Annotated in this window: 17 protein-coding genes; 12 read left to right on the forward strand and 5 right to left on the reverse strand. The window is 70.1% G+C overall.

Annotated elements, in window-relative coordinates; translation table 11 throughout:
- Window positions 1-509: 509 nt before the first annotated feature.
- From uvrC to pgi, 12 genes are all read left to right on the forward strand, one after another.
- Window positions 510-2633: an excinuclease ABC subunit UvrC gene (gene uvrC, locus ABT137_RS09905; protein ID WP_351705271.1), complete on the forward strand. Its 2124-nt coding sequence runs from the start codon at window positions 510-512 to the stop codon at window positions 2631-2633.
- Complete coding sequence (gene rapZ / locus ABT137_RS09910) at window positions 2630-3676, forward strand: RNase adapter RapZ (protein ID WP_351705273.1); 1047 nt, start codon at window positions 2630-2632, stop codon at window positions 3674-3676. The genes uvrC and rapZ overlap by 4 nt, the downstream gene beginning before the upstream one ends.
- Window positions 3673-4740 (forward strand): gluconeogenesis factor YvcK family protein, encoded by a 1068-nt coding sequence (locus ABT137_RS09915; protein WP_351705275.1) that lies wholly within the window; start codon window positions 3673-3675, stop codon window positions 4738-4740. Before rapZ ends, ABT137_RS09915 begins: the two co-directional genes overlap by 4 nt.
- Entirely contained in the window at window positions 4731-5720 is a 990-nt protein-coding gene (gene whiA, locus ABT137_RS09920; RefSeq protein WP_030642347.1) for a DNA-binding protein WhiA, read from the forward strand. The genes ABT137_RS09915 and whiA overlap by 10 nt, the downstream gene beginning before the upstream one ends.
- Window positions 5721-5888: 168 nt before the next feature.
- The gene (locus tag ABT137_RS09925) at window positions 5889-8843 is read left to right on the forward strand and encodes a M14 family metallopeptidase (RefSeq protein ID WP_351705277.1); all 2955 of its coding nucleotides are present in this window, start codon (window positions 5889-5891) and stop codon (window positions 8841-8843) included.
- Window positions 8844-9117: 274 nt separating this feature from the next.
- Window positions 9118-10128, forward strand: a complete 1011-nt coding sequence (gene gap / locus ABT137_RS09930) for a type I glyceraldehyde-3-phosphate dehydrogenase (RefSeq protein ID WP_351705280.1) — start codon at window positions 9118-9120, stop codon at window positions 10126-10128.
- Between the two features lie 151 nt (window positions 10129-10279).
- Window positions 10280-11491 (forward strand): phosphoglycerate kinase, encoded by a 1212-nt coding sequence (locus ABT137_RS09935; RefSeq protein ID WP_351705282.1) that lies wholly within the window; start codon window positions 10280-10282, stop codon window positions 11489-11491.
- 6 nt (window positions 11492-11497) lie between these two features.
- The gene (gene tpiA, locus ABT137_RS09940; protein WP_351705285.1) at window positions 11498-12274 is read left to right on the forward strand and encodes a triose-phosphate isomerase; all 777 of its coding nucleotides are present in this window, start codon (window positions 11498-11500) and stop codon (window positions 12272-12274) included.
- Between the two features lie 130 nt (window positions 12275-12404).
- Complete coding sequence (secG, locus tag ABT137_RS09945) at window positions 12405-12635, forward strand: preprotein translocase subunit SecG (RefSeq protein WP_502984499.1); 231 nt, start codon at window positions 12405-12407, stop codon at window positions 12633-12635.
- A gap of 210 nt (window positions 12636-12845) precedes the next feature.
- On the forward strand, window positions 12846-13181 hold the full coding sequence (locus ABT137_RS09950) for an RNA polymerase-binding protein RbpA (RefSeq protein WP_003976875.1): 336 nt from the start codon (window positions 12846-12848) through the stop codon (window positions 13179-13181).
- A gap of 138 nt (window positions 13182-13319) precedes the next feature.
- Window positions 13320-14570, forward strand: coding sequence for an MFS transporter (locus ABT137_RS09955; protein WP_502984500.1), 1251 nt, complete (start codon window positions 13320-13322; stop codon window positions 14568-14570).
- A gap of 71 nt (window positions 14571-14641) precedes the next feature.
- Complete coding sequence (pgi, locus tag ABT137_RS09960; RefSeq protein ID WP_351705291.1) at window positions 14642-16294, forward strand: glucose-6-phosphate isomerase; 1653 nt, start codon at window positions 14642-14644, stop codon at window positions 16292-16294.
- A 72-nt stretch (window positions 16295-16366) separates the two neighbouring features.
- On the opposite strand, the gene pgl is transcribed toward pgi, so the two are convergent.
- Genes pgl through tkt form a run of 5 tightly spaced genes read right to left on the reverse strand, consistent with a single transcriptional unit; the run spans window position 16367 to window position 22998 of the window.
- Window positions 16367-17149, reverse strand: coding sequence for a 6-phosphogluconolactonase (gene pgl / locus ABT137_RS09965; protein ID WP_351705294.1), 783 nt, complete (start codon window positions 17147-17149; stop codon window positions 16367-16369).
- Window positions 17146-18237: a glucose-6-phosphate dehydrogenase assembly protein OpcA gene (opcA, locus tag ABT137_RS09970; protein ID WP_351705297.1), complete on the reverse strand. Its 1092-nt coding sequence runs from the start codon at window positions 18235-18237 to the stop codon at window positions 17146-17148. Before opcA ends, pgl begins: the two co-directional genes overlap by 4 nt.
- Window positions 18234-19757, reverse strand: coding sequence for a glucose-6-phosphate dehydrogenase (zwf, locus tag ABT137_RS09975; RefSeq protein ID WP_351705300.1), 1524 nt, complete (start codon window positions 19755-19757; stop codon window positions 18234-18236). Before zwf ends, opcA begins: the two co-directional genes overlap by 4 nt.
- A 1-nt stretch (window position 19758) precedes the next feature.
- Window positions 19759-20877 carry a transaldolase gene (tal, locus tag ABT137_RS09980; RefSeq protein ID WP_351705303.1) on the reverse strand — a complete coding sequence of 373 codons (1119 nt, stop codon included), beginning with the start codon at window positions 20875-20877 and terminating at the stop codon, window positions 19759-19761.
- Window positions 20878-20910: 33 nt separating this feature from the next.
- Window positions 20911-22998 carry a transketolase gene (gene tkt / locus ABT137_RS09985; RefSeq protein ID WP_351705305.1) on the reverse strand — a complete coding sequence of 696 codons (2088 nt, stop codon included), beginning with the start codon at window positions 22996-22998 and terminating at the stop codon, window positions 20911-20913.
- Window positions 22999-23217: the final 219 nt, after the last annotated feature.

Genomic DNA, 23217 nt, shown 5'->3' on the forward strand with positions numbered 1-23217 from the left:
AAGCAGAGCAAGATCCGTCACGATCCGCGAAGCGGCGGCGAGCCGGTCGCGCACCGCGCCCGCGCCCGCGGAACGCCGGAACGGCTCGCGATGCCGCGGAGGTGTCCGATTCCGCGATCCGTTCTCCGGACGGGCAGGGACGGCGGGCGGGAGACCACGGGGGGCTGGGTGCCCGCTGTGCTCGCCCGGACGCGCGGAGTCCGCGCACCGAGTTCCGACGGTGCATCGCCGTACCTCCGAGATCCCCGGCCTGCCGCCGGTATGCACCTGCCACCGGCCACGAAGCGCCGGCCACGAAGCGCCGGCCACGGACCCCTGGCGCCCACTCGGCCGGGCGTCCCGAACGCCCCCGCAGGCTTGCGGCCCCTCTCTGCTCCCTCGGCCCTGCCTCTCCGTCCCGTCGGCTTCGCCCCCTCGGAGCCCCTGGTACCCCCGCCGTCCCGCCCGCCCCGCCCGCGGTTGTCCACAGGCTCGTCGCGGTGTCGGTGCTCGCCAGTAGGGTGTGAGACATGGCCGACCCCTCCAGCTACCGCCCCAAGCCGGGACAGATCCCGGACACTCCCGGGGTGTACAGGTTCCGTGACGAGCACCGCCGGGTGATCTACGTCGGAAAGGCGAAGAGCCTGCGCCAGCGCCTGGCGAACTACTTCCAGGACCTGGCGAGCCTGCACCCCCGCACCCGGACGATGGTCACCACCGCGGCGTCCGTGGAGTGGACCGTGGTGTCCACGGAGGTCGAGGCACTCCAGCTGGAGTACTCCTGGATCAAGGAGTACGACCCCCGCTTCAATGTGAAGTACCGCGACGACAAGAGCTACCCGTACCTCGCGGTGACGATGAACGAGGAGTTCCCGCGGGTTCAGGTGATGCGCGGTCACAAGAAGAAGGGCGTGCGCTACTTCGGGCCGTACGGCCACGCGTGGGCGATCCGGGACACCGTCGACCTGCTGCTGCGCGTGTTCCCGGTGCGCACCTGCTCGGCCGGGGTGTTCAAGAACGCCGCCCGCACCGGCCGCCCCTGTCTGCTCGGCTACATCGGCAAGTGCTCGGCCCCCTGCGTCGGCCGGGTCGAGCCGGAGGAGCACCGCGAACTGGCCGAGGAGTTCTGCGACTTCATGGCCGGCCGCACCGGCACCTACCTCCGCCGTCTGGAGCAGCGGATGACGGAGGCCGCCGAGGAGATGGAGTACGAGCGGGCCGCCCGGCTGCGCGACGACATCGAGGCCCTGAAGAAGGCCATGGAGAAGAACGCGGTCGTGCTCGCCGACGCGACCGACGCCGACCTCATCGCCGTCGCGGAGGACGAGCTGGAGGCGGCCGTACAGATCTTCCACGTGCGCGGCGGACGCGTGCGCGGCCAGCGCGGCTGGGTGACGGACAAGGTGGAGGACGTCACCACCGGGGCTCTCGTCGAGCACGCCCTCCAGCAGCTCTACGGCGAGGAGAGCGGCGACGCCGTCCCCAAGGAGGTGCTGGTCCCGGCGCTGCCCGAGCCGGTCGAGCCGGTCCAGGAGTGGCTCACCGGCCGCCGCGGGTCGAACGTCTCGCTGCGCATCCCGCAGCGCGGCGACAAGAAGGCCCTGATGGAGACCGTGCAGCGCAACGCCCAGCAGGCGCTCGCCCTGCACAAGACCAAGCGCGCCTCCGACCTCACCACCCGTTCGCGTGCCCTGGAGGAGATCGCCGACGCCCTGGACCTGGACAGCGCCCCGCTGCGCATCGAGTGCTACGACATCTCGCACCTCCAGGGCGACGACGTGGTGGCCTCCATGGTCGTCTTCGAGGACGGCCTGCAGCGCAAGAGCGAGTACCGGCGCTTCCAGATCAAGGGCTTCGCCGGCCAGGACGACGTGCGCTCCATGCACGAGGTGATCACCCGCCGCTTCCGCCGCTACCTCGCCGAGAAGGAGCGGACCGGCGAGTGGGCGGAGGACGCTACCGAGGACGCCCGCACGGAATCCGACGCCACCACGGAATCCGGCGCCCCCGCGACCGCCCCCGACGCCGGCCCCGTCAACGGCTTCAAGGACGAGGACGGCCGTCCCAGGAAGTTCGCCTACCCGCCCCAGCTCGTGGTCGTCGACGGCGGACAGCCGCAGGTCGCCGCCGCCAAGCGGGCGCTCGACGAGCTCGGTATCGACGACATCGCCGTCTGCGGCCTCGCCAAGCGCCTCGAGGAGGTGTGGCTGCCCGAGGACGACGACCCGGTGGTCCTGCCCCGCACCAGCGAGGGCCTCTACCTGCTCCAGCGCATCCGTGACGAGGCGCACCGCTTCGCCATCACCTACCAGCGCACCAAACGGGCCAAGCGCTTCCGCTCCAGTCCCCTGGACGACGTACCGGGGCTCGGCGAGACCCGCAAACACGCGTTGATCAAGCATTTCGGCTCGGTGAAGAAGCTGCGATCCGCCACAATCGAGCAGATCCAGGAAGTGCCCGGGATAGGCCGTAAGACGGCCGAGACCATCGCCGTGGCCCTCGCCCAGGCGGCCCCGGCCGCACCCGCCGTGAACACGGCGACCGGAGAGATCATGGATGACAGGGAAGACGAGGCGCCCGAGACGACGGCGGACGCCTCGGGGGAGCCCGTACCCGCGGGCGCCCCGGACGATCGACGGGGCCAGGAGAGATGACCGAGCGCGACGCACAGCCCACAGCACAGCGAGATCCGGCGTTCAGCGAAACGCAGGGCGAGCCCAAGGAAACGCACAACGAGGCGCGCCAGGATCAGCCGCAGGAAGCGCAAGCCGAAGCGGGCCAGGAAAACGGAGCAGAAGTGAGTACGGACGCCACCGCTGCCGGGGTGCCCGAGGCGGCCATCCCCGAGCTGGTGATCATCTCCGGCATGTCCGGAGCCGGCCGTTCGACGGCGGCGAAGTGTCTGGAGGACCTCGGCTGGTTCGTCGTGGACAACCTCCCGCCGGCCCTCATCCCCACCATGGTCGAACTGGGCGCCCGCTCCCAGGGCAACGTGGCGCGGATCGCGGTCGTCGTCGACGTGCGCGGCCGGCGCTTCTTCGACAACCTGCGGGAGTCCCTCGCCGACCTCGACAGCCGGGGTGTCACCCGCCGGATCGTCTTCCTGGAGTCCTCCGACGACGCCCTGGTCCGCCGCTTCGAGTCGGTGCGCCGCCCGCACCCGCTGCAGGGCGACGGCCGGATCGTGGACGGCATCGCCGCCGAACGGGAGCTGCTGCGCGAGCTGCGCGGCGACGCCGACCTGGTGATCGACACCTCCAGCCTCAACGTGCACGAGCTGCGCGCCAAGATGGACGCCCAGTTCGCCGGCGAGGAGGAGCCCGAGCTGCGGGCGACGGTGATGTCGTTCGGCTTCAAGTACGGCCTGCCGGTCGACGCCGACCTGGTCGCCGACATGCGGTTCCTGCCCAACCCGCACTGGGTGCCGGAGCTGCGCCCGTACACCGGCCTCAACGAGGAGGTGTCGGCGTACGTCTTCAACCAGCCGGGCGCCAAGGAGTTCCTCGACCGGTACGCCGAGCTGCTGCGGCTGATCGCGACCGGGTACCGGCGGGAGGGCAAGCGCTACGTGACGATCGCCATCGGCTGCACGGGCGGCAAGCATCGCTCGGTCGCCGTGTCCGAGAAGCTCGCCGCCCGCCTGGCCGCCGAGGGAGTGGAGACCGTAGTCGTGCACCGGGACATGGGGCGCGAGTGACCGAGCGCAGTCCACGGCTGAGCAGGCTGCGCCGGGTGGTGCCCGAGTCCCGCGCGGGCCGTCCCGTCGAGGCCCGCGGCGCCCGGCCGCGACGCCGCGGTGCCCAGCCCAAGGTGGTCGCCCTGGGCGGCGGCATGGGCCTGTCCGCCTCGCTCGCCGCCCTGCGGCGGATCACCGGCGACCTCACCGCCGTCGTCACCGTGGCCGACGACGGCGGCTCCAGCGGGCGCCTGCGCGACGAGCTGGGTGTGCTCCCGCCGGGTGATCTTCGCAAGGCCCTGGCCGCCCTGTGCGGTGACGACGACTGGGGGCAGACCTGGGCCCGGGTCATCCAGCACCGCTTCCAGTCCAAGGGCGACCTGCACGAGCATGCGGTCGGCAATCTGCTGATCGTCGCCCTGTGGGAGCAGCTCGGCGACCACGTCCAGGCCCTGGACCTGGTGGGCAGGCTGCTCGGCGCGCACGGGCGCGTGCTGCCGATGTCCGCTGTGCCGCTTGAGCTGCAGGCCCTGGTCAAGGGGCACGATCCGGAGCGGCCCGAGGAGGTGGACCTCGTCCGCGGGCAGGCCACCGTGGCGCTCACGCCCGGCGAGGTGCAGTCCGTGCACCTGGTGCCGCACGACCCGCCGGCCGTGCCGGAGGCGGTGGCGGCCGTCCTGGACGCGGACTGGGTGGTGCTCGGCCCCGGCTCCTGGTTCTCGTCGGTGATCCCGCACCTGCTCGTCCCCGATCTGCTGGACGCGCTCACCGAGACCAAGGCCCGTAAGGTCCTCTCGCTGAACCTGGCACCGCAGCCGGGAGAAACCGAAGGCTTCTCACCGCAGCGTCATTTGGAGGTTTTGGGGCGACACGCCCCTAAACTCGCCCTGGACGTGGTGCTGGCCGACGAGGCCGCCGTGCCCGACCGCGACTCGCTCACCGAGGCCGCCAAGCGGCTGGGAGCCGCGGTCGAGCTGAGCCCCGTGGCCCGGACCGACGGTTCACCCCGGCACGACCCGGAGCTGTTGGCCGCCGCGTACGACCGTATTTTTCGGATGCATGGAAGGATCGGCCCATGGCGATGACGGCAGCGGTGAAGGACGAGATCTCCCGGCTACCCGTCACCCGGACCTGCTGCCGGAAGGCGGAGGTCTCCGCCATTCTGCGGTTCGCGGGCGGCCTCCACCTGGTGAGCGGGCGCATCGTGATCGAGGCGGAGCTGGACACCGCGATGGCGGCCCGGCGCCTCAAGCGGGACATCCTGGAGATCTTCGGCCACAGCTCCGAGCTGATCGTGATGGCACCCGGCGGGCTGCGCCGCGGCTCCCGGTACGTCGTGCGGGTGGTGGCGGGCGGCGACCAGCTGGCCCGCCAGACCGGCCTGGTGGACGGCCGGGGCCGGCCGATCCGGGGCCTGCCCCCGCAGGTCGTCTCCGGGGCCACTTGCGACGCCGAGGCGGCCTGGCGCGGCGCCTTCCTGGCACACGGCTCGCTGACCGAGCCCGGCCGCTCCTCCTCCCTGGAGGTGACCTGCCCCGGTCCGGAGGCCGCGCTGGCGCTGGTCGGCGCCGCCCGCCGGCTGTCCATCGCCGCGAAGGCCCGAGAGGTGCGCGGGGTGGACCGGGTGGTCGTCCGTGACGGTGACGCGATCGGCGCGCTGCTGACCCGGCTCGGCGCGCACGAGTCGGTGCTGGCCTGGGAGGAGCGCCGGATGCGCCGCGAGGTCCGCGCCACCGCGAACCGCCTCGCCAACTTCGACGACGCCAACCTGCGCCGCTCCGCCCGCGCCGCCGTCGCGGCCGGAGCCAGGGTCCAGCGCGCCCTGGAGATCCTCGGTGACGAGGTGCCCGAGCACCTCGCGGCGGCCGGCCGGCTGCGCATGGAGCACAAGCAGGCCTCCCTGGAGGAGCTGGGCGCGCTCGCCGACCCGCCGCTCACCAAGGACGCCGTCGCGGGCCGGATCCGCCGGCTGCTCGCGATGGCCGACAAGCGTGCGTCCGATCTGGGTATCCCGGGCACCGAGGCCAACCTCTCCGAGGAGCTGGCCGACAACCTCGCAGGCTGAGGCACCGTCAGCACGCCGGTGCCGACGGCCGCGACGGTCGTCGGCGCCGGTGTTTGCGTCCCTTTTAAGCCACCGTGAACTGGCCATGAGGCGCCCTTGACTGGATCATGAAGTGTCATGAGCCTGGCAGGAGTTCGCCGCCGTGGCGAACCACTGCTAGGGGGGTTCATGAGACACAGAGCGAGATCGATCCTCGCTGTCGGCGCGCTCCTGATCGGCTCGGCCGCACTCGCACCCATGGCCCAGGCGCGGACCGGAGGTTCAGGGCAGACCGACCCCGACCAGGTCAAGGTCTTCCACGCCGACGTCACCAAGAAACAGATTCCGCTCCTGCTCGAAGCCGGGCAGGACGGCCACGAACTCGGCGACCAGGTCACCGGATCCGGCAAGACGGAAGTCGAGCTGTACCTCACCGACCAGCAGGCGAAGAAGCTGGAGAAGCAGGGCGTCGACCTCACCGAGCACACGGTGTCGGCCAAGGCGGAGGCCCGGGTCGAGGACGCCTCCCAGGGCGTGTTCCGCCCGTACAGCGGCACCGGCGGGCTCGAACAGGAGATCCTCGCGACCGCGCAGGCCAACCCCGGTCTCACCAAGGTCGAGTCCATCGGCAGGACCGTCGACGGCCAGGACATCCTCGCGCTCAAACTGACCAAGGGTGCGAAGAGTTCGAAGGACGGCTCGAAGCCCTCCGTGCTGTACGTGTCCAACCAGCACGCACGCGAGTGGATCACGCCGGAGATGACCCGCCGGCTGATGCACTACTACCTGGACAACTACAGCACCGACAAGCGCATCAAGAAGATCGTCGACTCGACCGAGCTGTGGTTCGTGCTGTCCGCCAACCCCGACGGCTACGACTACACCTTCCAGAACTCCGACACCCGCCTGTGGCGCAAGAACCTGCGGGACGTCAACGGCGACGGGGTCATCAGCACGGGCGACGGCGTCGACCTCAACCGCAACTTCGGCTACAAGTGGGGCTACGACGACGAGGGTTCGTCCCCCAACCCCACCAGCGAGACCTACCGCGGCACGAGCCCCGAGTCCGAGCCCGAGACCAGGGCGCTGGACGACTTCGAGAAGCGGATCGGGTTCACGTACGGCATCAACTACCACTCCGCCGCCGAGCTCCTCCTCTACGGCGTCGGCTGGCAGGTGGCCACCCCGACCCCGGACGACGTCCTCTACAAGGCGCTCGCCGGCACCCCGGACAACCCGGCGATCCCCGGCTACCACTCGCAGGTCTCCTCGGAGCTGTACACCACCAACGGCGAGGCGGACGGCCACGCGTCGAACGTCAACGGCATGGCGATGTTCACTCCCGAGATGTCGACCTGCCAGACGGCTTCGAACATCGACCCGAACGACGCCTGGAACGCCGCCGACTGCCAGTCGGTCTTCAACTTCCCGGACGACGAGAAGCTGATCCAGGACGAGTTCGAGAAGAACATCCCCTTCGCGCTCTCCGTCGCCGAGACCGCCGCCCACCCCGACCAGCCGGTCTCCTCGGTCGGCCTGAGCGCCGCCGACTTCACCCCGGCGACGTTCTCCACGTCGTACTCGCGCGGCGCCGACCAGGAGGTCTCCGTCGTCGTCCGCAAGGCGATCCGCGACAAGGAGCTCAAGTACCGCGTCAACGGCGGCCGCACGCGCGACATGGCGCTCAAGCCCTGGAAGGGCGGCGAGACCTACGGCGGTCGGGACAACCTCTACTTCGACGAGTACCGGGCCAAGGTGAAGGACGGCGACCCGGGCGACAAGGTCGAGGTGTGGTTCACCGGTGAGACGAAGAGCGGCAAGAAGGTCTCCAGCGCGCACTTCACGTACACCGTCGCCGAGCGGGCCAAGGCGGACACCCTGGTGGTCGCCGAGGAGGGCGCCAAGGCCACCCAGGCGCAGACCTACGTCGACGCGCTGAAGGCCGCCGGGCACAAGGCGGTCGTCTGGGACGTCGCCACTCAGGGCGCGCCCGACGCGCTCGGCGTGCTCAAGCACTTCAAGACCGTCGTCCACTACTCGGGCACGAGCGGTCCGGGCAACGACACCCAGCTCCAGCTGCGCGCCTACCTCAACGAGGGCGGCAAGCTGGTCGAGGCCGGCGAGCTGGCCGGCGGCAGCGTGAACCTGGCCGACGGCACCCCGTCGAACGACTTCAGCCAGTACTACCTGGGCGCCTACTCCCGTACGTCGACGCCCGGAGCCAACGGCTTCACCGGCTCCGGCACCCTGGACGGCTTCAGCGGGCCCCTGAGCGGCACGTCCGCGAACCCGCTCGACAAGGCCGGGACCTACGCCGTCACCTCCGACGAGCTCTCGACCGACACCTATCCCCAGTTCGCCAGCACGGGCGCGGGCCAGTTCGCCGGGACCGTCAACCCGTACGGGCCGTACTCCGGGTCGTACATGGCCGCGGCCGTCCACACCGACGACGCCTACAAGCGCCTCACCCGCACCGTCGACCTCACCAATGTCACCGCGTCCCAGCAGCCGACCCTCAGCGCCAGGCTGCTGTGGGACACCGAACCCGGCTACGACCACGCGGTGGTCGAGGCGCACGTCGTCGGCGGCGACGACTGGACGACCCTGCCCGAGAAGAACGGCGCCACCAGCAGCGCCGTACCGAGCGAGTGCGGGGCGGGCTTCCTGATCGCCGAGCACCCGTGGCTCAAGCACTACCTGACCATCGCGGACAACCAGTGCACCGCGAGCGGCACCAGCGGCGCCTGGAACAGCTTCACCGGCAGCTCGGCGGGCTGGCAGCCGGTGGGCTTCGACCTGAGCGCATACGCCGGCAAGACCGTCGAGGTCTCCATCGGCTACATCACCGACCCGAGCACCGGCGGGCACGGCGTCCTCGTCGACGACGCCTCGCTCGTGCTCGGCGGCACGGCCACCGAGACCGAGGGCTTCGAGACCTCCCTCGGCCCCTGGAGCGTGACCGGCCCGCCCGCGGGCAGCCCGGCCGTCCTCAAGGACTGGGAGCGCACCGGAGCCCTGTTCAAGACGTACGGAGCGGTCACCACCGACCGCACCGTGCTGCTCGGTTTCGGCCTGGAACAGGTCACGTCCGCGGCCGATCGTGCCGCTCTGGTGAAGAAGGCGTTGACAGCACTCGACAACTGATGCCGACAGCACTCGACATGTGAGCCGACCCGCTCACGAACGAGTGAAAGGGCGGTAAAAACCGGTCGGCATTCCCTGACAAACCAGGGCAAAACGACCCTCGATCCGAGGCGGTCCGTACCCCTACTGGCGGGTACGGACCGCCTCGCCGTGTATGGGGCATCTGGATGTCACCACGGAAGCCTCAGGGAGGTAGGGTCATGGGTGGTCGGGGACATCCCAAACACAGCTCGCCGGCACCGCATGGCCGGCGTACCAACGAGGAGATCGGTTCGTGACGATCCGCGTAGGCATCAACGGCTTCGGTCGTATCGGTCGCAACTACTTCCGCGCGCTGCTGGAGCAGGGCGCTGACATCGAGATCGTGGCTGTCAACGACCTGGGTGACACCGCGACCACCGCGCACCTGCTGAAGTACGACACGATCCTCGGCCGCCTCAAGGCCGAGGTGTCGCACACCGCCGACACGATCACCGTCGACGGCCACACCATCAAGGTGCTGTCCGAGCGCAACCCCGCCGACATCCCGTGGGGCGACCTGGGCGTCGACATCGTCATCGAGTCGACCGGCATCTTCACCAACAAGGACGACGCCGCCAAGCACATCGCGGGCGGCGCCAAGAAGGTCCTCATCTCGGCTCCGGCCAAGAACGAGGACATCACCATCGTCATGGGCGTCAACCAGGACAAGTACGACGCGGCCAACCACCACGTCATCTCCAACGCCTCCTGCACCACCAACTGTGTGGCGCCGATGGCGAAGGTCCTCGACGAGAACTTCGGCATCGTCAAGGGCCTGATGACGACGGTGCACGCGTACACCAACGACCAGCGCATCCTGGACTTCCCGCACAAGGACCTGCGTCGCGCGCGTGCCGCCGCCGAGAACATCATCCCGACCACCACCGGTGCCGCCAAGGCCACCGCGCTGGTCCTCCCGCAGCTCAAGGGCAAGCTGGACGGCATCGCCATGCGCGTCCCGGTCCCGACCGGCTCCGCCACCGACCTGGTCGTGACGCTGCAGCGCGAGGTCACCAAGGACGAGGTCAACGCCGCGTTCAAGAAGGCCGCCGAGGACGGCGACCTGAAGGGCTACCTGGCGTACACCGAGGACGAGATCGTCTCCTCGGACATCGTCGGCGACCCGGCCTCCTGCACCTTCGACTCCTCCCTGACCATGGTCCAGGAGGGCAACACGGTGAAGATCCTCGGCTGGTACGACAACGAGTGGGGCTACTCCAACCGCCTCGTCGACCTCACGGTCTTCGTCGGCGAACAGCTCTGATCGGCCGAACAGGCACCACGATGCGGTAGCAGGGCTCGGGCAGCGCACGGTCGCGCCGCCCGGGCCCTGACGCACGTAAGGATCGACCCGACGACATACGGTTCGATCAGTCCTCGTACGATCAAGAGCCCTCCTGTAGGAGTCCCCAACCATGAAGACGATCGACGAACTCCTCGCCGAAGGGGTCGACGGCAAGCGGGTCTTCGTCCGTGCCGACCTCAACGTGCCGATGGCCGACGGTCTCATCACCGACGACGGCCGCATCCGCGCCGTCCTGCCCACCGTCAAGGCCCTCGCCGACGCGGGCGCCAAGGTGGTCGTCGCCTCCCACCTGGGCCGCCCCAAGGGCGCCCCGGACCTGAAGTTCTCGCTGCTCCAGGCCGCCGAGCGGCTCGCCGAACTGCTGGGCGCCCCGGTCGCGTTCGCCCAGGACACCGTAGGCCCCGCCGCCCACGACGCGGTGCGGGGCCTTGAGCCCGGCCAGGTCGCGGTCATCGAGAACCTGCGCTTCAACGCCGGCGAGACGTCCAAGGACGACACCGAGCGCGGCGAGTTCGCCGACCAGCTCGCCGCCCTCGCGGACGTCTACGTCGGCGACGGCTTCGGCGCCGTGCACCGCAAGCACGCCTCCGTCTACGACCTCCCGGCCCGGCTGCCGCACTACGCCGGCTACCTGATCGCCACCGAGGTCGGCGTCCTGAAGAAGCTCACCGAGGACGTCCAGCGGCCGTACGTCGTCGTGCTCGGCGGCGCCAAGGTCTCCGACAAGCTCGCCGTGATCGACCAGCTGCTCGGCAAGGCCGACCGCATCCTCGTCGGCGGCGGCATGGTGTACACCTTCCTCAAGGCCAAGGGCTACGAGGTCGGCAGCTCCCTCCTCCAGGAGGACCAGCTCGCGACCGTCACCGAGTACCTGGAGCGCGCCGAGAAGACCGGCGTCGAGATCGTGCTGCCCGTCGACACCCTGGTCGCTCCCGAGTTCCCGGACCTGTCGGGCAAGGCTCCGGCCAACCCCAGCACGGTCGCCGCGGACGCCATGCCGGCCGGCCAGATGGGCCTGGACATCGGCCCGGAGACCAGCAAGCTGTACGCCTCGAAGCTCGCCGACGCCGCCACCGTCTTCTGGAACGGCCCCATGGGCGTCTTCGAGCACCCCGACTACGCCGCGGGCACCCGGGCGGTCGCCCAGGCCCTCGTCGAGTCCAAGGGCTTCACCGTCGTCGGCGGCGGGGACTCCGCAGCCGCCGTGCGCATCCTCGGCTTCGACGAGAACGCGTTCGGACACATCTCGACCGGTGGCGGCGCCTCCCTCGAATACCTCGAGGGCAAGACGCTCCCCGGCCTCGCCGCACTGGAGGACTGACCCCGTATGACCACTCGCACGCCGATCATGGCGGGCAACTGGAAGATGAACCTCAACCACCTCGAGGCCATCGCGCACGTCCAGAAGCTCGCCTTCGCCCTGGCCGACAAGGACTACGAGGCCGTCGAGGTCGCCGTCCTGCCGCCCTTCACCGACCTGCGTTCCGTGCAGACCCTGGTCGACGGCGACAAGCTCAAGATCAAGTACGGCGCCCAGGACCTGTCGGCGCACGACTCCGGCGCCTACACCGGCGAGATCTCCGGCCCCATGCTGGCCAAGCTGAAGTGCACGTACGTGGTCATCGGCCACTCCGAGCGCCGCCAGTACCACGCCGAGACCGACGAGATCGTGAACGCCAAGGTCAAGGCCGCCTACAAGCACGGTCTGACCCCGATCCTGTGCGTCGGCGAGGAGCTGGACGTCCGCGAGGCGGGCAACCACGTCTCCCACACCCTCGCCCAGGTCGAGGGCGGTCTCAAGGACCTCCCGGCCGAGCAGGCCGAGACCGTCGTGATCGCCTACGAGCCCGTGTGGGCCATCGGCACCGGCAAGGTCTGCGGCGCCGCGGACGCCCAGGAGGTCTGCGCCGCGATCCGCGCCAAGCTCGCCGAGCTGTACAGCCAGGAGCTGGCCGACCAGGTCCGCATCCAGTACGGCGGCTCCGTCAAGGCCGGCAACGTGGCCGAGATCATGGCGCAGGCCGACATCGACGGCGCCCTGGTGGGCGGTGCCTCGCTGGACGCGGACGAATTCGTCAAGATCGTGCGCTTCCGCGATCAGTGATCAGGCCGAGCGAGTAGGCCCAGGGGACGATCCGTCGTACCCTTGCGGGGACAAGGCGGCTTGCCGCTTTGTCCCCGTGGTTCACCAGAGTCGTTCATCCGAATCCGAGAGAGTTGGTCCAGCCGTGGTTTTGGGGTTCTCGATCGCCCTGATCGTCTTCAGCCTGCTGCTGATGCTGCTGGTGCTGATGCACAAGGGCAAGGGCGGCGGCCTCTCCGACATGTTCGGTGGCGGTATGCAGTCCTCCGTCGGCGGCTCCTCGGTCGCCGAGCGGAACCTGGACCGGATCACCCTGGTGATCGGTCTGCTGTGGCTCGCGAGCATCATCGTCCTCGGCATCCTGATGAAGACGAACAGCTGATCCGCGACTCGCACACACGCACAATCTGTACGTAAGGCCCCATGTTCGGTACGCGCACCTGAGCGCGGCCTATCATGGGGCTTGCGTCTAGGTGCTGGGGCGGTAACTCCCACCACTGGACGCGCGTTGGGCCTTACGTAGACTGAGGCGCTCGCAACGAAGCGACACGCCGACTCGCTTCGCGGCACCATCACGCAGGGAGTTACGACCGTGGCAAGTGGCAACGCGATCCGAGGTAGCCGGGTCGGGGCGGGGCCGATGGGCGAGGCCGAGCGCGGCGAGTCCGCGCCGCGTCTGCGCATCTCCTTCTGGTGCTCCAACGGGCACGAGACGCAGCCCAGCTTCGCCAGCGACGCGCAGGTGCCCGAGACCTGGGACTGCCCGCGCTGCGGCTTCCCGGCCGGTCAGGACCGGGACAACCCGCCGGACCCGCCGCGCACCGAGCCGTACAAGACGCACCTCGCGTACGTACGGGAGCGGCGCAGCGACGCGGACGGCGAGGCGATCCTCGCCGAGGCGCTCGCCAAACTGCGGGGCGAGATCTAGGAGTTGGGACCGGCCGGAAGCCTGCGGGCGCCCGGCCGGAGCTGTCTCCGCGGCCGGGGCCGGGTACGCGTCCGGCTCATTGTCAGTGGTGCCCTCTACGGTTTGTGCATCGGCGAATCGTGAGGGGCGGCGGTGACGGTGAGCGAGGGGGCACCCGCGTGGCGCGGGGGATTCGGGCGGCTGTGGACGGCCGCCGTGGTCTCCCGGTTCGGGGACGCGTTACGGGCGTCCGCGCTGCCCCTGCTGGCCGCGCGCCTGACCGACGACCCGCTCGCCATCGCCTCGGTGACCGCCTGCGGCTATGCGCCGTGGCTGCTGTTCGGCCTGCTCGGCGGCGCCGTCGCGGACCGGGTGGACCAGCGGCGCGCGATGTGGGCCGTGGACACGGTACGAGGGCTGCTCGTCGCCGCCTTCGCACTCGCCGTCGCACTCGGTCACGCCTCGATCGCCCTCCTGCTCCTGCTCGCCTTCACGCTCACCACCCTGCAGACACTCTTCGACAACGCCTCCACGGCCCTGCTGCCCTCCCTGGTGGACCGGCACGCCCTGGGCGGGGCCAACGCCAGACTGATGACCGGCCAGCAGATCGCCGGCGGCCTGCTCGGCGCCCCGCTCGTGCCGCTGCTCCTGACGGCCGGCGCGTTCGTGCCCTTCGCGGCCGACGCGAGCACCTATCTCGCGGCAGCCGCCCTGGTCGCCTCGCTGCGGACCCCGCCGCCGGAGCGGGCGCCACGCCCGGCCGGCAGCACCCTGCGCACGGAGATCGGCGAGGGCCTGCGCGCCCTGTGGCAGGACCGCGCCCTGCGGGCGGTCTGCGTGGCCACCCTGCTCTGCAACATCGGCATGGGCGCCCTGATCGCCACCCTCGTGCTGCACGTCACGCGCTGGCTGCACGCCGGTACCGCCGGATACGCCGCGGCCATGACCGCCTACTCGGCCGGCAGCATCACCGGCGGCTTCCTCGCCCAGCGCATCGCCCGCCACACCGGCCGGGTGCGGGCCCTGCTGGTCGCCGGGACGGTCCAGACGTCCTCCCTGGTGCTCATGGGCACTGTCCGGCACCTCGGCGCGCTCGTCGCAGGCATGCTGCTGCTCGGCGCAATGAACATGGTGTGGAATGTCAACCAGGTCACGCTGATGCAGCAACGCGCGCCCGAGTCGATGACCGGCCGGATCGCCGCCGCCTTCCGCACCTCCTCCACGTCCGGCGCGCCGCTCGGCGCCCTCCTCGGCGGAGCCGTCGCGGGAGCCTACGGCCTGAACGGGCCCGCGCTGCTGGCCGCCGTCCTCTTCGGCCTGGCGGTCACCTCGTTGATACCGGTGCGCCGGCCGGACGTACCTGTTGTTGCGCCGCGGGACAGCGTGACGGCAGGCCGTGCCCCGAGCTGATCAACTAGGTTGGAACGGCAGCGGCGCAGACACGCAGCAGGACAGGTGCAAGGAAGAAGGCTGAAGTCGGAATGAACGCAGACGGCCGTACCAGGCTCAACCAGACGCCCGAGTGGACCGCGCTCGCCAAGCACCGGGAGGAGCTCGCCGAGACCCATCTGCGGGACCTGTTCGACGCCGACCCCGGACGCGGTACGGGCTACACCCTCCAGGTCGGCGACCTCCACATCGACTACTCGAAGCACCTGGTCAACGACGAGACGCTGCGGCTGCTGCGCGAGCTGGCCGCCGCCACCGACGTCTTCGGCCTGCGGGACGCCATGTTCCGCGGCGAGAAGATCAACGTCACCGAGAACCGCGCGGTGCTGCACACCGCCCTGCGCGCCCCGCGCGACGCGGTGATCGAGGTCGACGGCGAGAACGTGGTGCCGCAGGTGCACGCGGTCCTGGACAGGATGGCCGACTTCGCCGACCGTGTCCGCTCCGGCGCCTGGACCGGCCACACGGGCAAGCGCATCAAGAACGTGATCAACGTCGGCATCGGCGGCTCCGACCTCGGCCCCGCGATGGCCTACGAGGTGCTGCGCAGCTTCACCGACCGCGGCCTCACGGTCCGCTTCGTCTCCAACGTCGACGGCGCCGACCTGCACGAGGCCACCAGCGACCTGGACGCGGCCGAGACCCTCTTCATCATCGCCTCCAAGACGTTCACGACCATCGAGACGATCACCAACGCCACCTCCGCCCGCAACTGGCTCCTCACCGAGCTGAAGGCCGGTCAGGAAGCGGTCGCCAAGCACTTCGTGGCCCTCTCCACGAACTCCGAGAAGGTGTCGGACTTCGGCATCGACACGGCCAACATGTTCGAGTTCTGGGACTGGGTCGGCGGCCGCTACTCCTACGACTCCGCCATCGGCCTCTCGCTGATGATCGCCATCGGCCCGGACCGCTTCCGCGAGATGCTCGACGGCTTCCACCTGGTCGACGAGCACTTCCGCACCGCCCCCGCCGAGTCCAACGTGCCTCTCCTGCTGGGCCTGTTGGGCATCTGGTACGGCAACTTCCACGACGCCCAGTCGCACGCGGTGCTGCCGTACTCGCACTACCTCTCCAAGTTCACCGCCTACCTGCAGCAGCTGGACATGGAGTCCAACGGCAAGCACGTGGCGCGCGACGGCAAGGAGGTCGACTGGCAGACCGGCCCGGTCGTCTGGGGCACGCCCGGCACCAACGGCCAGCACGCGTATTACCAGTTGATCCACCAGGGCACCAAGCTGATCCCGGCGGACTTCATCGGCTTCGCCGAGCCGGTCGCCGAGCTGAGCGGTGAACTCAAGGCCCAGCACGACCTGCTGATGGCGAACTTCTTCGCCCAGACCCAGGCGCTGGCCTTCGGCAAGACGGCGGAGGAAGTCCGCGCGGAGGGTGTCCCGGACGAGCAGGTCCCGCACCGCACCTTCAAGGGCAACCACCCCACGACGACCATCCTCGCGCGGGAACTCACCCCGTCGGTCCTCGGCCAGCTGGTGGCGTTGTACGAGCACAAGGTCTTCACCCAGGGCGCCGTCTGGAACATCGACTCCTTCGACCAGTGGGGCGTGGAACTCGGCAAGGTCCTCGCCAAGCGCGTGGAACCCGCCCTGACGGAGGGCGCGGAGGTGCCCGGCCTGGACGCGTCGACGAAGGCGCTGGTGGCCAAGTACCGGGAGCTGCGCGGGCGTTAGAGCCGGTCATGAAAGAACCCGTACGGCCGCGGTGGCCGTACGGGTTCCTCCATCAGGGCTTCGCCGGCTTCGTCACGCCGAAGCCGGCGGATACAGCGACCGCGGCAGCTGGGAGGCTGCCGTCGAGTCCAGGAGCCACAGGGTGCGCTGGCGGCCCTGGGCGCCTGCCGCCGGGGCCTGGATCTCGCCCGCGCCCGAGAGGGCGATGGCGACGGCCTCGGCCTTGTCCTCGCCCGCCGCCAGGAGCCAGACCTCGCGGGCCGAGCGGATGGCGGGGAGGGTGAGGGAGACACGGGTCGGCGGCGGCTTGGGGGCGCCGTGGACGCCGACCACCGTGCGTTCCGTCTCGCGGACCGCGGGGAGCTCCGGGAAGAGCGAGGCCACGTGGGTGTCCGGGCCGACGCCCAGCATCAGGACGTCGAAGGTGGGCACCGAGCCGTGGTTCTCGGGGCCGGCCGAGCGGGCCAGCTCCGCCGCGTAGGCCTCGGCCGCCGCGTCCACGTCCGTGTCCCAGGGACCGTCCGACGCGGGCATGGCGTGCACGCGCTTCGGGTCCACCGGGACCTGGTCGAGCAGGGCGTCGCGGGCCTGGGTGACGTTGCGCTCCGGGTCGCCCTCGGGCAGGAAGCGTTCGTCGCCCCACCAGAGGTCGAGCCGGCCCCAGTCGATGGCGTCCCGGGCCGGGGCCGCCGCCAGGGCGGCCAGCAGGCCGTTGCCGTTGCGGCCGCCCGTGAGGACCACGGACGCCTCGCCCCGGGAGGCCTGGGCGTCCACGATCTTCGTGATCAGACGGGCCGCGGCGGCCTGCGCCATCAGCTCCTTGTCGCGGTGCACGACCAGCTGGGGAGTGCTCATGTCGCCTTCGCCCTCTTCTTCAGCGGCGGCCTTTCCTGCGGTGCCGCTTCTGTCGTGGGAGCCTCGGCAGCGGCTTCGGGGGCTGCTGCCGCGTGGGTGACCGGTTCTCCTTTGGGGGAGACCTCCGGAGCCGAAGCCTCCGGTACCGGTTCCGCGGCGGCCGACGCGTTCAGGCGCTCCACGCCGAACCGCAGCGCCGACGCGTAGGTGTCGTCCGGGTCGAGCCGGCGCAGCTCCTCCGCGATCAGCTCGGCCGTGTCGCGCCGCTTCAGCGCCACCGCACGGTCCGGCTGACCGTCGATGGACAGGGTCGCGAGGGAGCCGTCCGCGCGGTCGAGCGCGATCGCGCCCTCGCTGGTGGCGAGGCGGACCGCGGTCAGGCCGGGGCCGGCCGAGAGGGAGCGCTTGACGGGGACGTCCAGCCGGTCCGCGAGCCACATCGCGAGCAGCTCGCAGCTCGGGTTGAACTCCTCGCCCTCCACCTCGACCGCCTTGACGTCGCAGACCACCTGGTCCAGGGCCGCCGCCAGCATCGAGCGCCAGGGCGTGATCCGGGTCCAGGACAGGTCCGTGTCGCCGGGGGTGTAGGCGTCCGCGCGGGCGGACAGCTCCCGTACCGGCTGCTCGGAGGAGTAGGTGTCGGTGACCCGGCGCTGGGCGAGGGCGCCCAGCGGGTCCTGCGCCGGGTCGAGCGGGGCGTTCACCGGCCACCAGACGACGACGGGCGCGTCCGGCAGCAGCAGCGGCAGTACGACCGAGTCGGCGTGGTCGGCGACCTCGCCGTACAGCCGCAGGATCACCGTCTCGCCGGAGCCCGCGTCCGCGCCCACCCGGACCTCGGCGTCCAGGCGGGACGCCGTACGGTCGCGGGGGGAGCGGGAGACGCGCTTGATGACGACCAGCGTGCGCGAGGGGTGCTCGTGCGAGGCGTCGCCGGCGGCCTTCAGGGCGTCGTACGCGTTCTCCTCGTCGGTGACGATGACGAGGGTCAGCACCATGCCCACGGCGGGCGTGCCGATGGCCCGGCGGCCTCGCACCAGCGCCTTGTTGACCTTGCCGGCCGTGGTGTCCGTGAGGTCTATCTTCATGGCCGGCGCCAGCTCCGTCCGTCTCGTGCGAGCATCTCGTCGGCCTCGGCGGGACCCCAGGTGCCCGACGGGTACTGGGCGGGCCTGCCGTGCTGGTCCCAGTACTCCTCGATCGGGTCGAGGATCTTCCAGGACAGCTCGACCTCCGCCGTACGCGGGAAGAGGTTGGAGTCGCCGAGCAGCACGTCCAGGATCAGCCGCTCGTAGGCCTCCGGCGAGGACTCGGTGAACGACTCGCCGTAGGCGAAGTCCATCGACACGTCCCGGATCTCCATCGAGGTGCCCGGCACCTTGGAGCCGAAGCGGACCGTGATGCCCTCGTCGGGCTGGACGCGGATGACGATCGCGTTCTGGCCCAGTTCCTCCGTCGCCGTGTGGTCGAAGGGGGAGTGCGGGGCCCGCTGGAAGACCACCGCGATCTCGGTGACGCGACGGCCCAGGCGCTTGCCGGTGCGCAGGTAGAAGGGGACGCCCGCCCAGCGGCGGTTGTCGATCTCCACCTTGACCGCGGCATAGGTGTCGGTCTTCGACTTGCTGTCGATGCCGTCCTCTTGGAGGTAGCCGATGACCTTCTCGCCGCCCTGCCAGCCGGCCGCGTACTGACCGCGCACGGCGTGCCTGCCCAGGTCGTCCGGCAGCCGTACCGCGCCGAGCACCTTCTCCTTCTCGGCGGCCAGCGCGTCCGCGTCGAAGGAGGCGGGCTCCTCCATCGCGGTCAGGGCCATCAGCTGGAGCAGGTGGTTCTGGATGACGTCACGGGCGGCGCCGATGCCGTCGTAGTAGCCGGCGCGGCCGCCGATGCCGATGTCCTCGGCCATGGTGATCTGGACGTGGTCCACGAAGGACCGGTTCCAGATCGGCTCGAACATGGTGTTGGCGAAGCGCAGCGCCAGGATGTTCTGGACGGTCTCCTTGCCGAGGTAGTGGTCGATCCGGAACACCTGGTCCGGTTCGAACACCTCGTGCACGACCTTGTTGAGCGCCTCGGCCGACTTCAGGTCGTGGCCGAAGGGCTTCTCGATGACCGCGCGCCGCCAGGAGCCGCCGGTCTGGTCCGCCAGGCCGTGCTTCTTCAGCTGCTGGATGACCACAGGGAAGGAGCGCGGCGGGACGGACAGATAGAAGGCGAAGTTGCCGCCGGTGCCCTGCGCCTTGTCCAGCTCCTCGATGGTGGAGCGGAGCCGCTCGAAGGCGTCGTCGTCGTCGAAGGTTCCCTGGACGAAGCGCATCCCCTGGATGAGCTGCTGCCAGACCTCTTCGCGGAACGGGGTGCGGGCGTGTTCCTTGACGGCGTCGTGGACCTCGGCGGCGAAGTCCTCGTTGGCCCACTCGCGGCGGGCGAAGCCGACCAGGGAGAAGCCCGGCGGCAGCAGACCCCGGTTGGCGAGGTCGTAGACCGCGGGCATGAGCTTCTTGCGGGAGAGGTCGCCCGTGACACCGAAGATGACCAGACCCGACGGTCCCGCGATACGCGGGAGCCGTCGGTCTGCGGGGTCACGCAGCGGGTTGCTGCTCGACAATTTAGCCCTCCGAGGGGGCCAGGCGCTCCAGCTCCGCCTGGGTCGACTTGAGCAGGTCGTTCCAGGACGCCTCGAACTTCTCGACGCCCTCGTCCTCCAGAACCTGGACCACGTCGTCGTACGAGATCCCGAGCGCCTCGACGGCGTCGAGGTCGGCGCGGGCCTGCTCGTACGTGCCGGTGATCGTGTCGCCGGTGATGCCGCCGTGGTCCTCGACCGCGACGAGGGTGGCCTCCGGCATGGTGTTCACCGTGTTCGGCGCGACCAGGTCGTCGACGTACAGGGTGTCCTTGTACGCCGGGTCCTTCACGCCGGTGGAGGCCCACAGCGGACGCTGCTTGCGGGCGCCCGCGTTCTCCAGCGCCTGCCAGCGGTCGGAGGAGAAGACCTCCTCGTACGCCTGGTAGGCGAGCCGGGCGTTGGCGACGGCGGACTTGCCGCGCAGCGCCTTGGCCGCGTCGGTGCCCAGGTCGTTCAGGCGCTTGTCGATCTCGGTGTCCACCCGGGACACGAAGAACGACGCCACCGAACGGATGAGCGACAGGTCGAGGCCGCGCTCCTTGGCCTTCTCCAGGCCGGAGAGGTAGGCGTCCATGACCGCGCGGTAGCGCTCCAGCGAGAAGATCAGCGTGACGTTGACGCTGATGCCGAGGCCGATGACCTCGGTGATCGCCGGCAGACCCGCCTTGGTGGCCGGGATCTTGATGAGCGTGTTGGGGCGGTCGACCAGCCAGGCCAGCTGCTTGGCCTCGGCGACGGTCGCCTTGGTGTTGTGTGCGAGGCGCGGGTCGACCTCGATCGACACGCGGCCGTCCTGGCCCTCGGACGCGTCGTACACCGGGCGCAGGATGTCGGCGGCGTCGCGGACGTCCGCCGTGGTGATCATGCGGATGGCCTCTTCGACGGTCACCTTGCGGGCGGCGAGGTCCGAGACCTGCTGCTGGTAGCCGTCGCCCGAAGAGATCGCCTTCTGGAAGATCGTCGGGTTGGTGGTGACGCCCACGACGTGCTGCTGGTCGATCAGCTCGGCAAGGTTGCCGGACGTGATCCGCTTGCGCGACAGGTCGTCCAGCCAGATCGCGACGCCTTCGTCGGAGAGGCGCTTGAGTGCGTCTGTCATGGAATTACATCTCCTACGTGTCGTATATGAGCGTCAGCGCTGCGCGGCGGCGATGGATTCCCGGGCCTTGGCGGCCACGTTCTCGGCAGTGAAGCCGAACTCGCGGAAGAGCACCTTGCCGTCGGCGGAAGCACCGAAGTGCTCCAGGGAAACGATGCGGCCGGCGTCCCCGACGTACTTGTGCCAGGTGAGGCCGATACCCGCCTCGACCGACACCCGCGCCTTGACGGACGGCGGCAGGACGCTGTCCCGGTACCCCTTGTCCTGCTCCTCGAACCACTCCACGCACGGCATGGACACGACGCGCGTGGGCACGCCGTCGGCCTCCAGCTGCTCGCGCGCCTCGACGGCCACGTGCACCTCGGAGCCGGTGGCGATCAGGATGACCTCGGGGGTCCCGTTGGACGCCTCGAAGAGGACGTAACCGCCCTTGACCGTGTCCTCGTTGGACTCGTACACCGGCACGCCCTGACGGGTCAGCGCCAGGCCGTGCGGAGCGCCCTTGCCGAAGACCTTCGTGTAGCGCCTGAGGATCTCGCGCCAGGCGATCGCGGTCTCGTTGGCGTCGGCCGGGCGGACCACGTTCAGGCCGGGGATGGCGCGCAGCGAGGCGAGGTGCTCGACCGGCTGGTGGGTGGGGCCGTCCTCGCCGAGACCGATGGAGTCGTGGGTCCACACGTACGTCACCGGCAGGTGCATCAGCGCCGACAGCCGCACGGAGTTGCGCATGTAGTCGGAGAAGACGAGGAACGTACCGCCGTAGACACGGGTGTTGCCGTGCAGGGTGATGCCGTTCATCTCCGCGGCCATGGAGTGCTCGCGGATACCGAAGTGGATGGTGCGGCCGTAGGGGTCCGCACCCGGCAGCGGGTTGTCCGCCGGAAGGAACGAGCTGTTCTTGTCGATGGTCGTGTTGTTCGACCCGGCCAGGTCGGCGGAACCGCCCCACAGCTCGGGGACGACCGCGCCGAGGGCCTGGAGCACCTTGCCGGAGGCGGCACGGGTCGCGACGCCCTTGCCGGGCTCGAAGACCGGGATCTTCTCCTCCCAGCCCTTGGGCAGCTCGCCCGCGGAGATGCGGTCGAACTCGGCGGCCCGCTCGACGTTCTTGTCCCGCCACAGCTGGAAGGACTTCTCCCACTCGGCCTTCGCCGCGGCACCGCGCTCCCCGGCCTGGCGGGTGTGGGCGATGACCTCCTCGGCGACGTCGAAGCTCTTCTCCGGGTCGAAGCCGAGGACGCGCTTGGTGGCCGCGACCTCGTCCGCGCCGAGCGCCGAGCCGTGCGCGGCCTCGGTGTTCTGCGCGTTCGGGGCGGGCCAGGCGATGATCGAGCGCATCGCGATGAAGGACGGCTTGTCCGTCACCTTCTTCGCGGCCTCGATCGCGTTGTAGATGGCGTGCGGGTCCAGGTCGCCGTCCGGCTTCGGGGCGATCCGCTGCACGTGCCAGCCGTACGCCTCGAACCGCTTGACGGTGTCCTCGGAGACGGCCGTCTCGGTGTCGCCCTCGATCGAGATGTGGTTGTCGTCCCACAGCAGGACCAGGTTGCCGAGCTTCTGGTGGCCGGCCATCGAGGACGCCTCGGCGGAGATGCCCTCCTGGAGGCAGCCGTCACCGGCGATGCAGTAGACGAAGTGGTCGAACGGCGACTCGCCCTGCGGCGCGTCCGGGTCGAACAGACCGCGCTCGTAGCGGGAGGCCATGGCCATGCCGACGGCGTTGGCGACACCCTGGCCCAGCGGGCCTGTGGTGGTCTCCACGCCCCTGGTGTGGCCGTACTCCGGGTGGCCGGGGGTCTTCGAGCCCCAGGTGCGGAAGGCTTCGAGGTCTTCCAGCTCCAGGCCGAAGCCGGCCAGGTAGAGCTGCGTGTAGAGGGTCAGCGACGAGTGACCGGCGGACAGCACGAAGCGGTCGCGGCCCACCCAGTCGGGGTCGGACGGGTCGTGCCGCATCACCTTCTGGAAGAGGGTGTACGCGGCCGGCGCCAGGCTCATCGCCGTACCCGGATGGCCGTTGCCGACCTTCTGTACGGCATCGGCGGCCAGGACGCGGGCGGTGTCTACGGCCCGCTGGTCCAACTCGGTCCAGTCGAGGTCTGTGGTGGTCGGCTTGGTGCTCACCCTGAGTCAGGGCTCCTCTCCACATGTTCGGTTACCGGTCCCCGGGCACATGCCCGCACCGGCTGCCGGTGCACTGGGTGCCCACCGGCCGTTGTCGAGCCTACCCCCGTAAGGACGTGCATTTTTTCGAGTGTTTCCAGACTGCCGGGACTCTCGGGGATCCGCCTCCCGACTGGCCGAGAAGGCATTCGGCACATGAATACGGAACCGCTCATCTGA

The sequence above is a fragment of the Streptomyces sp. NPDC001980 genome (genome assembly GCF_040296885.1).
In the GTDB taxonomy this organism is placed as follows: Bacteria; Actinomycetota; Actinomycetes; order Streptomycetales; family Streptomycetaceae; genus Streptomyces.

Bases quoted from the DNA above. Each gene is read 5' to 3' on its own strand.
- opcA (WP_351705297.1), bottom strand. From the start codon at position 18,237: ATGAAGATAGACCTCACGGACACCACGGCCGGCAAGGTCAACAAGGCG.
- uvrC (WP_351705271.1), top strand. From the start codon at position 510: ATGGCCGACCCCTCCAGCTACCGCCCCAAGCCGGGACAGATCCCGGAC.
- pgi (WP_351705291.1), top strand. From the start codon at position 14,642: ATGAACGCAGACGGCCGTACCAGGCTCAACCAGACGCCCGAGTGGACC.
- pgl (WP_351705294.1), bottom strand. From the start codon at position 17,149: ATGAGCACTCCCCAGCTGGTCGTGCACCGCGACAAGGAGCTGATGGCG.
- ABT137_RS09925 (WP_351705277.1), top strand. From the start codon at position 5,889: ATGAGACACAGAGCGAGATCGATCCTCGCTGTCGGCGCGCTCCTGATC.
- rapZ (WP_351705273.1), top strand. From the start codon at position 2,630: ATGACCGAGCGCGACGCACAGCCCACAGCACAGCGAGATCCGGCGTTC.
- tpiA (WP_351705285.1), top strand. From the start codon at position 11,498: ATGACCACTCGCACGCCGATCATGGCGGGCAACTGGAAGATGAACCTC.
- ABT137_RS09935 (WP_351705282.1), top strand. From the start codon at position 10,280: ATGAAGACGATCGACGAACTCCTCGCCGAAGGGGTCGACGGCAAGCGG.
- whiA (WP_030642347.1), top strand. From the start codon at position 4,731: ATGGCGATGACGGCAGCGGTGAAGGACGAGATCTCCCGGCTACCCGTC.
- tal (WP_351705303.1), bottom strand. From the start codon at position 20,877: ATGACAGACGCACTCAAGCGCCTCTCCGACGAAGGCGTCGCGATCTGG.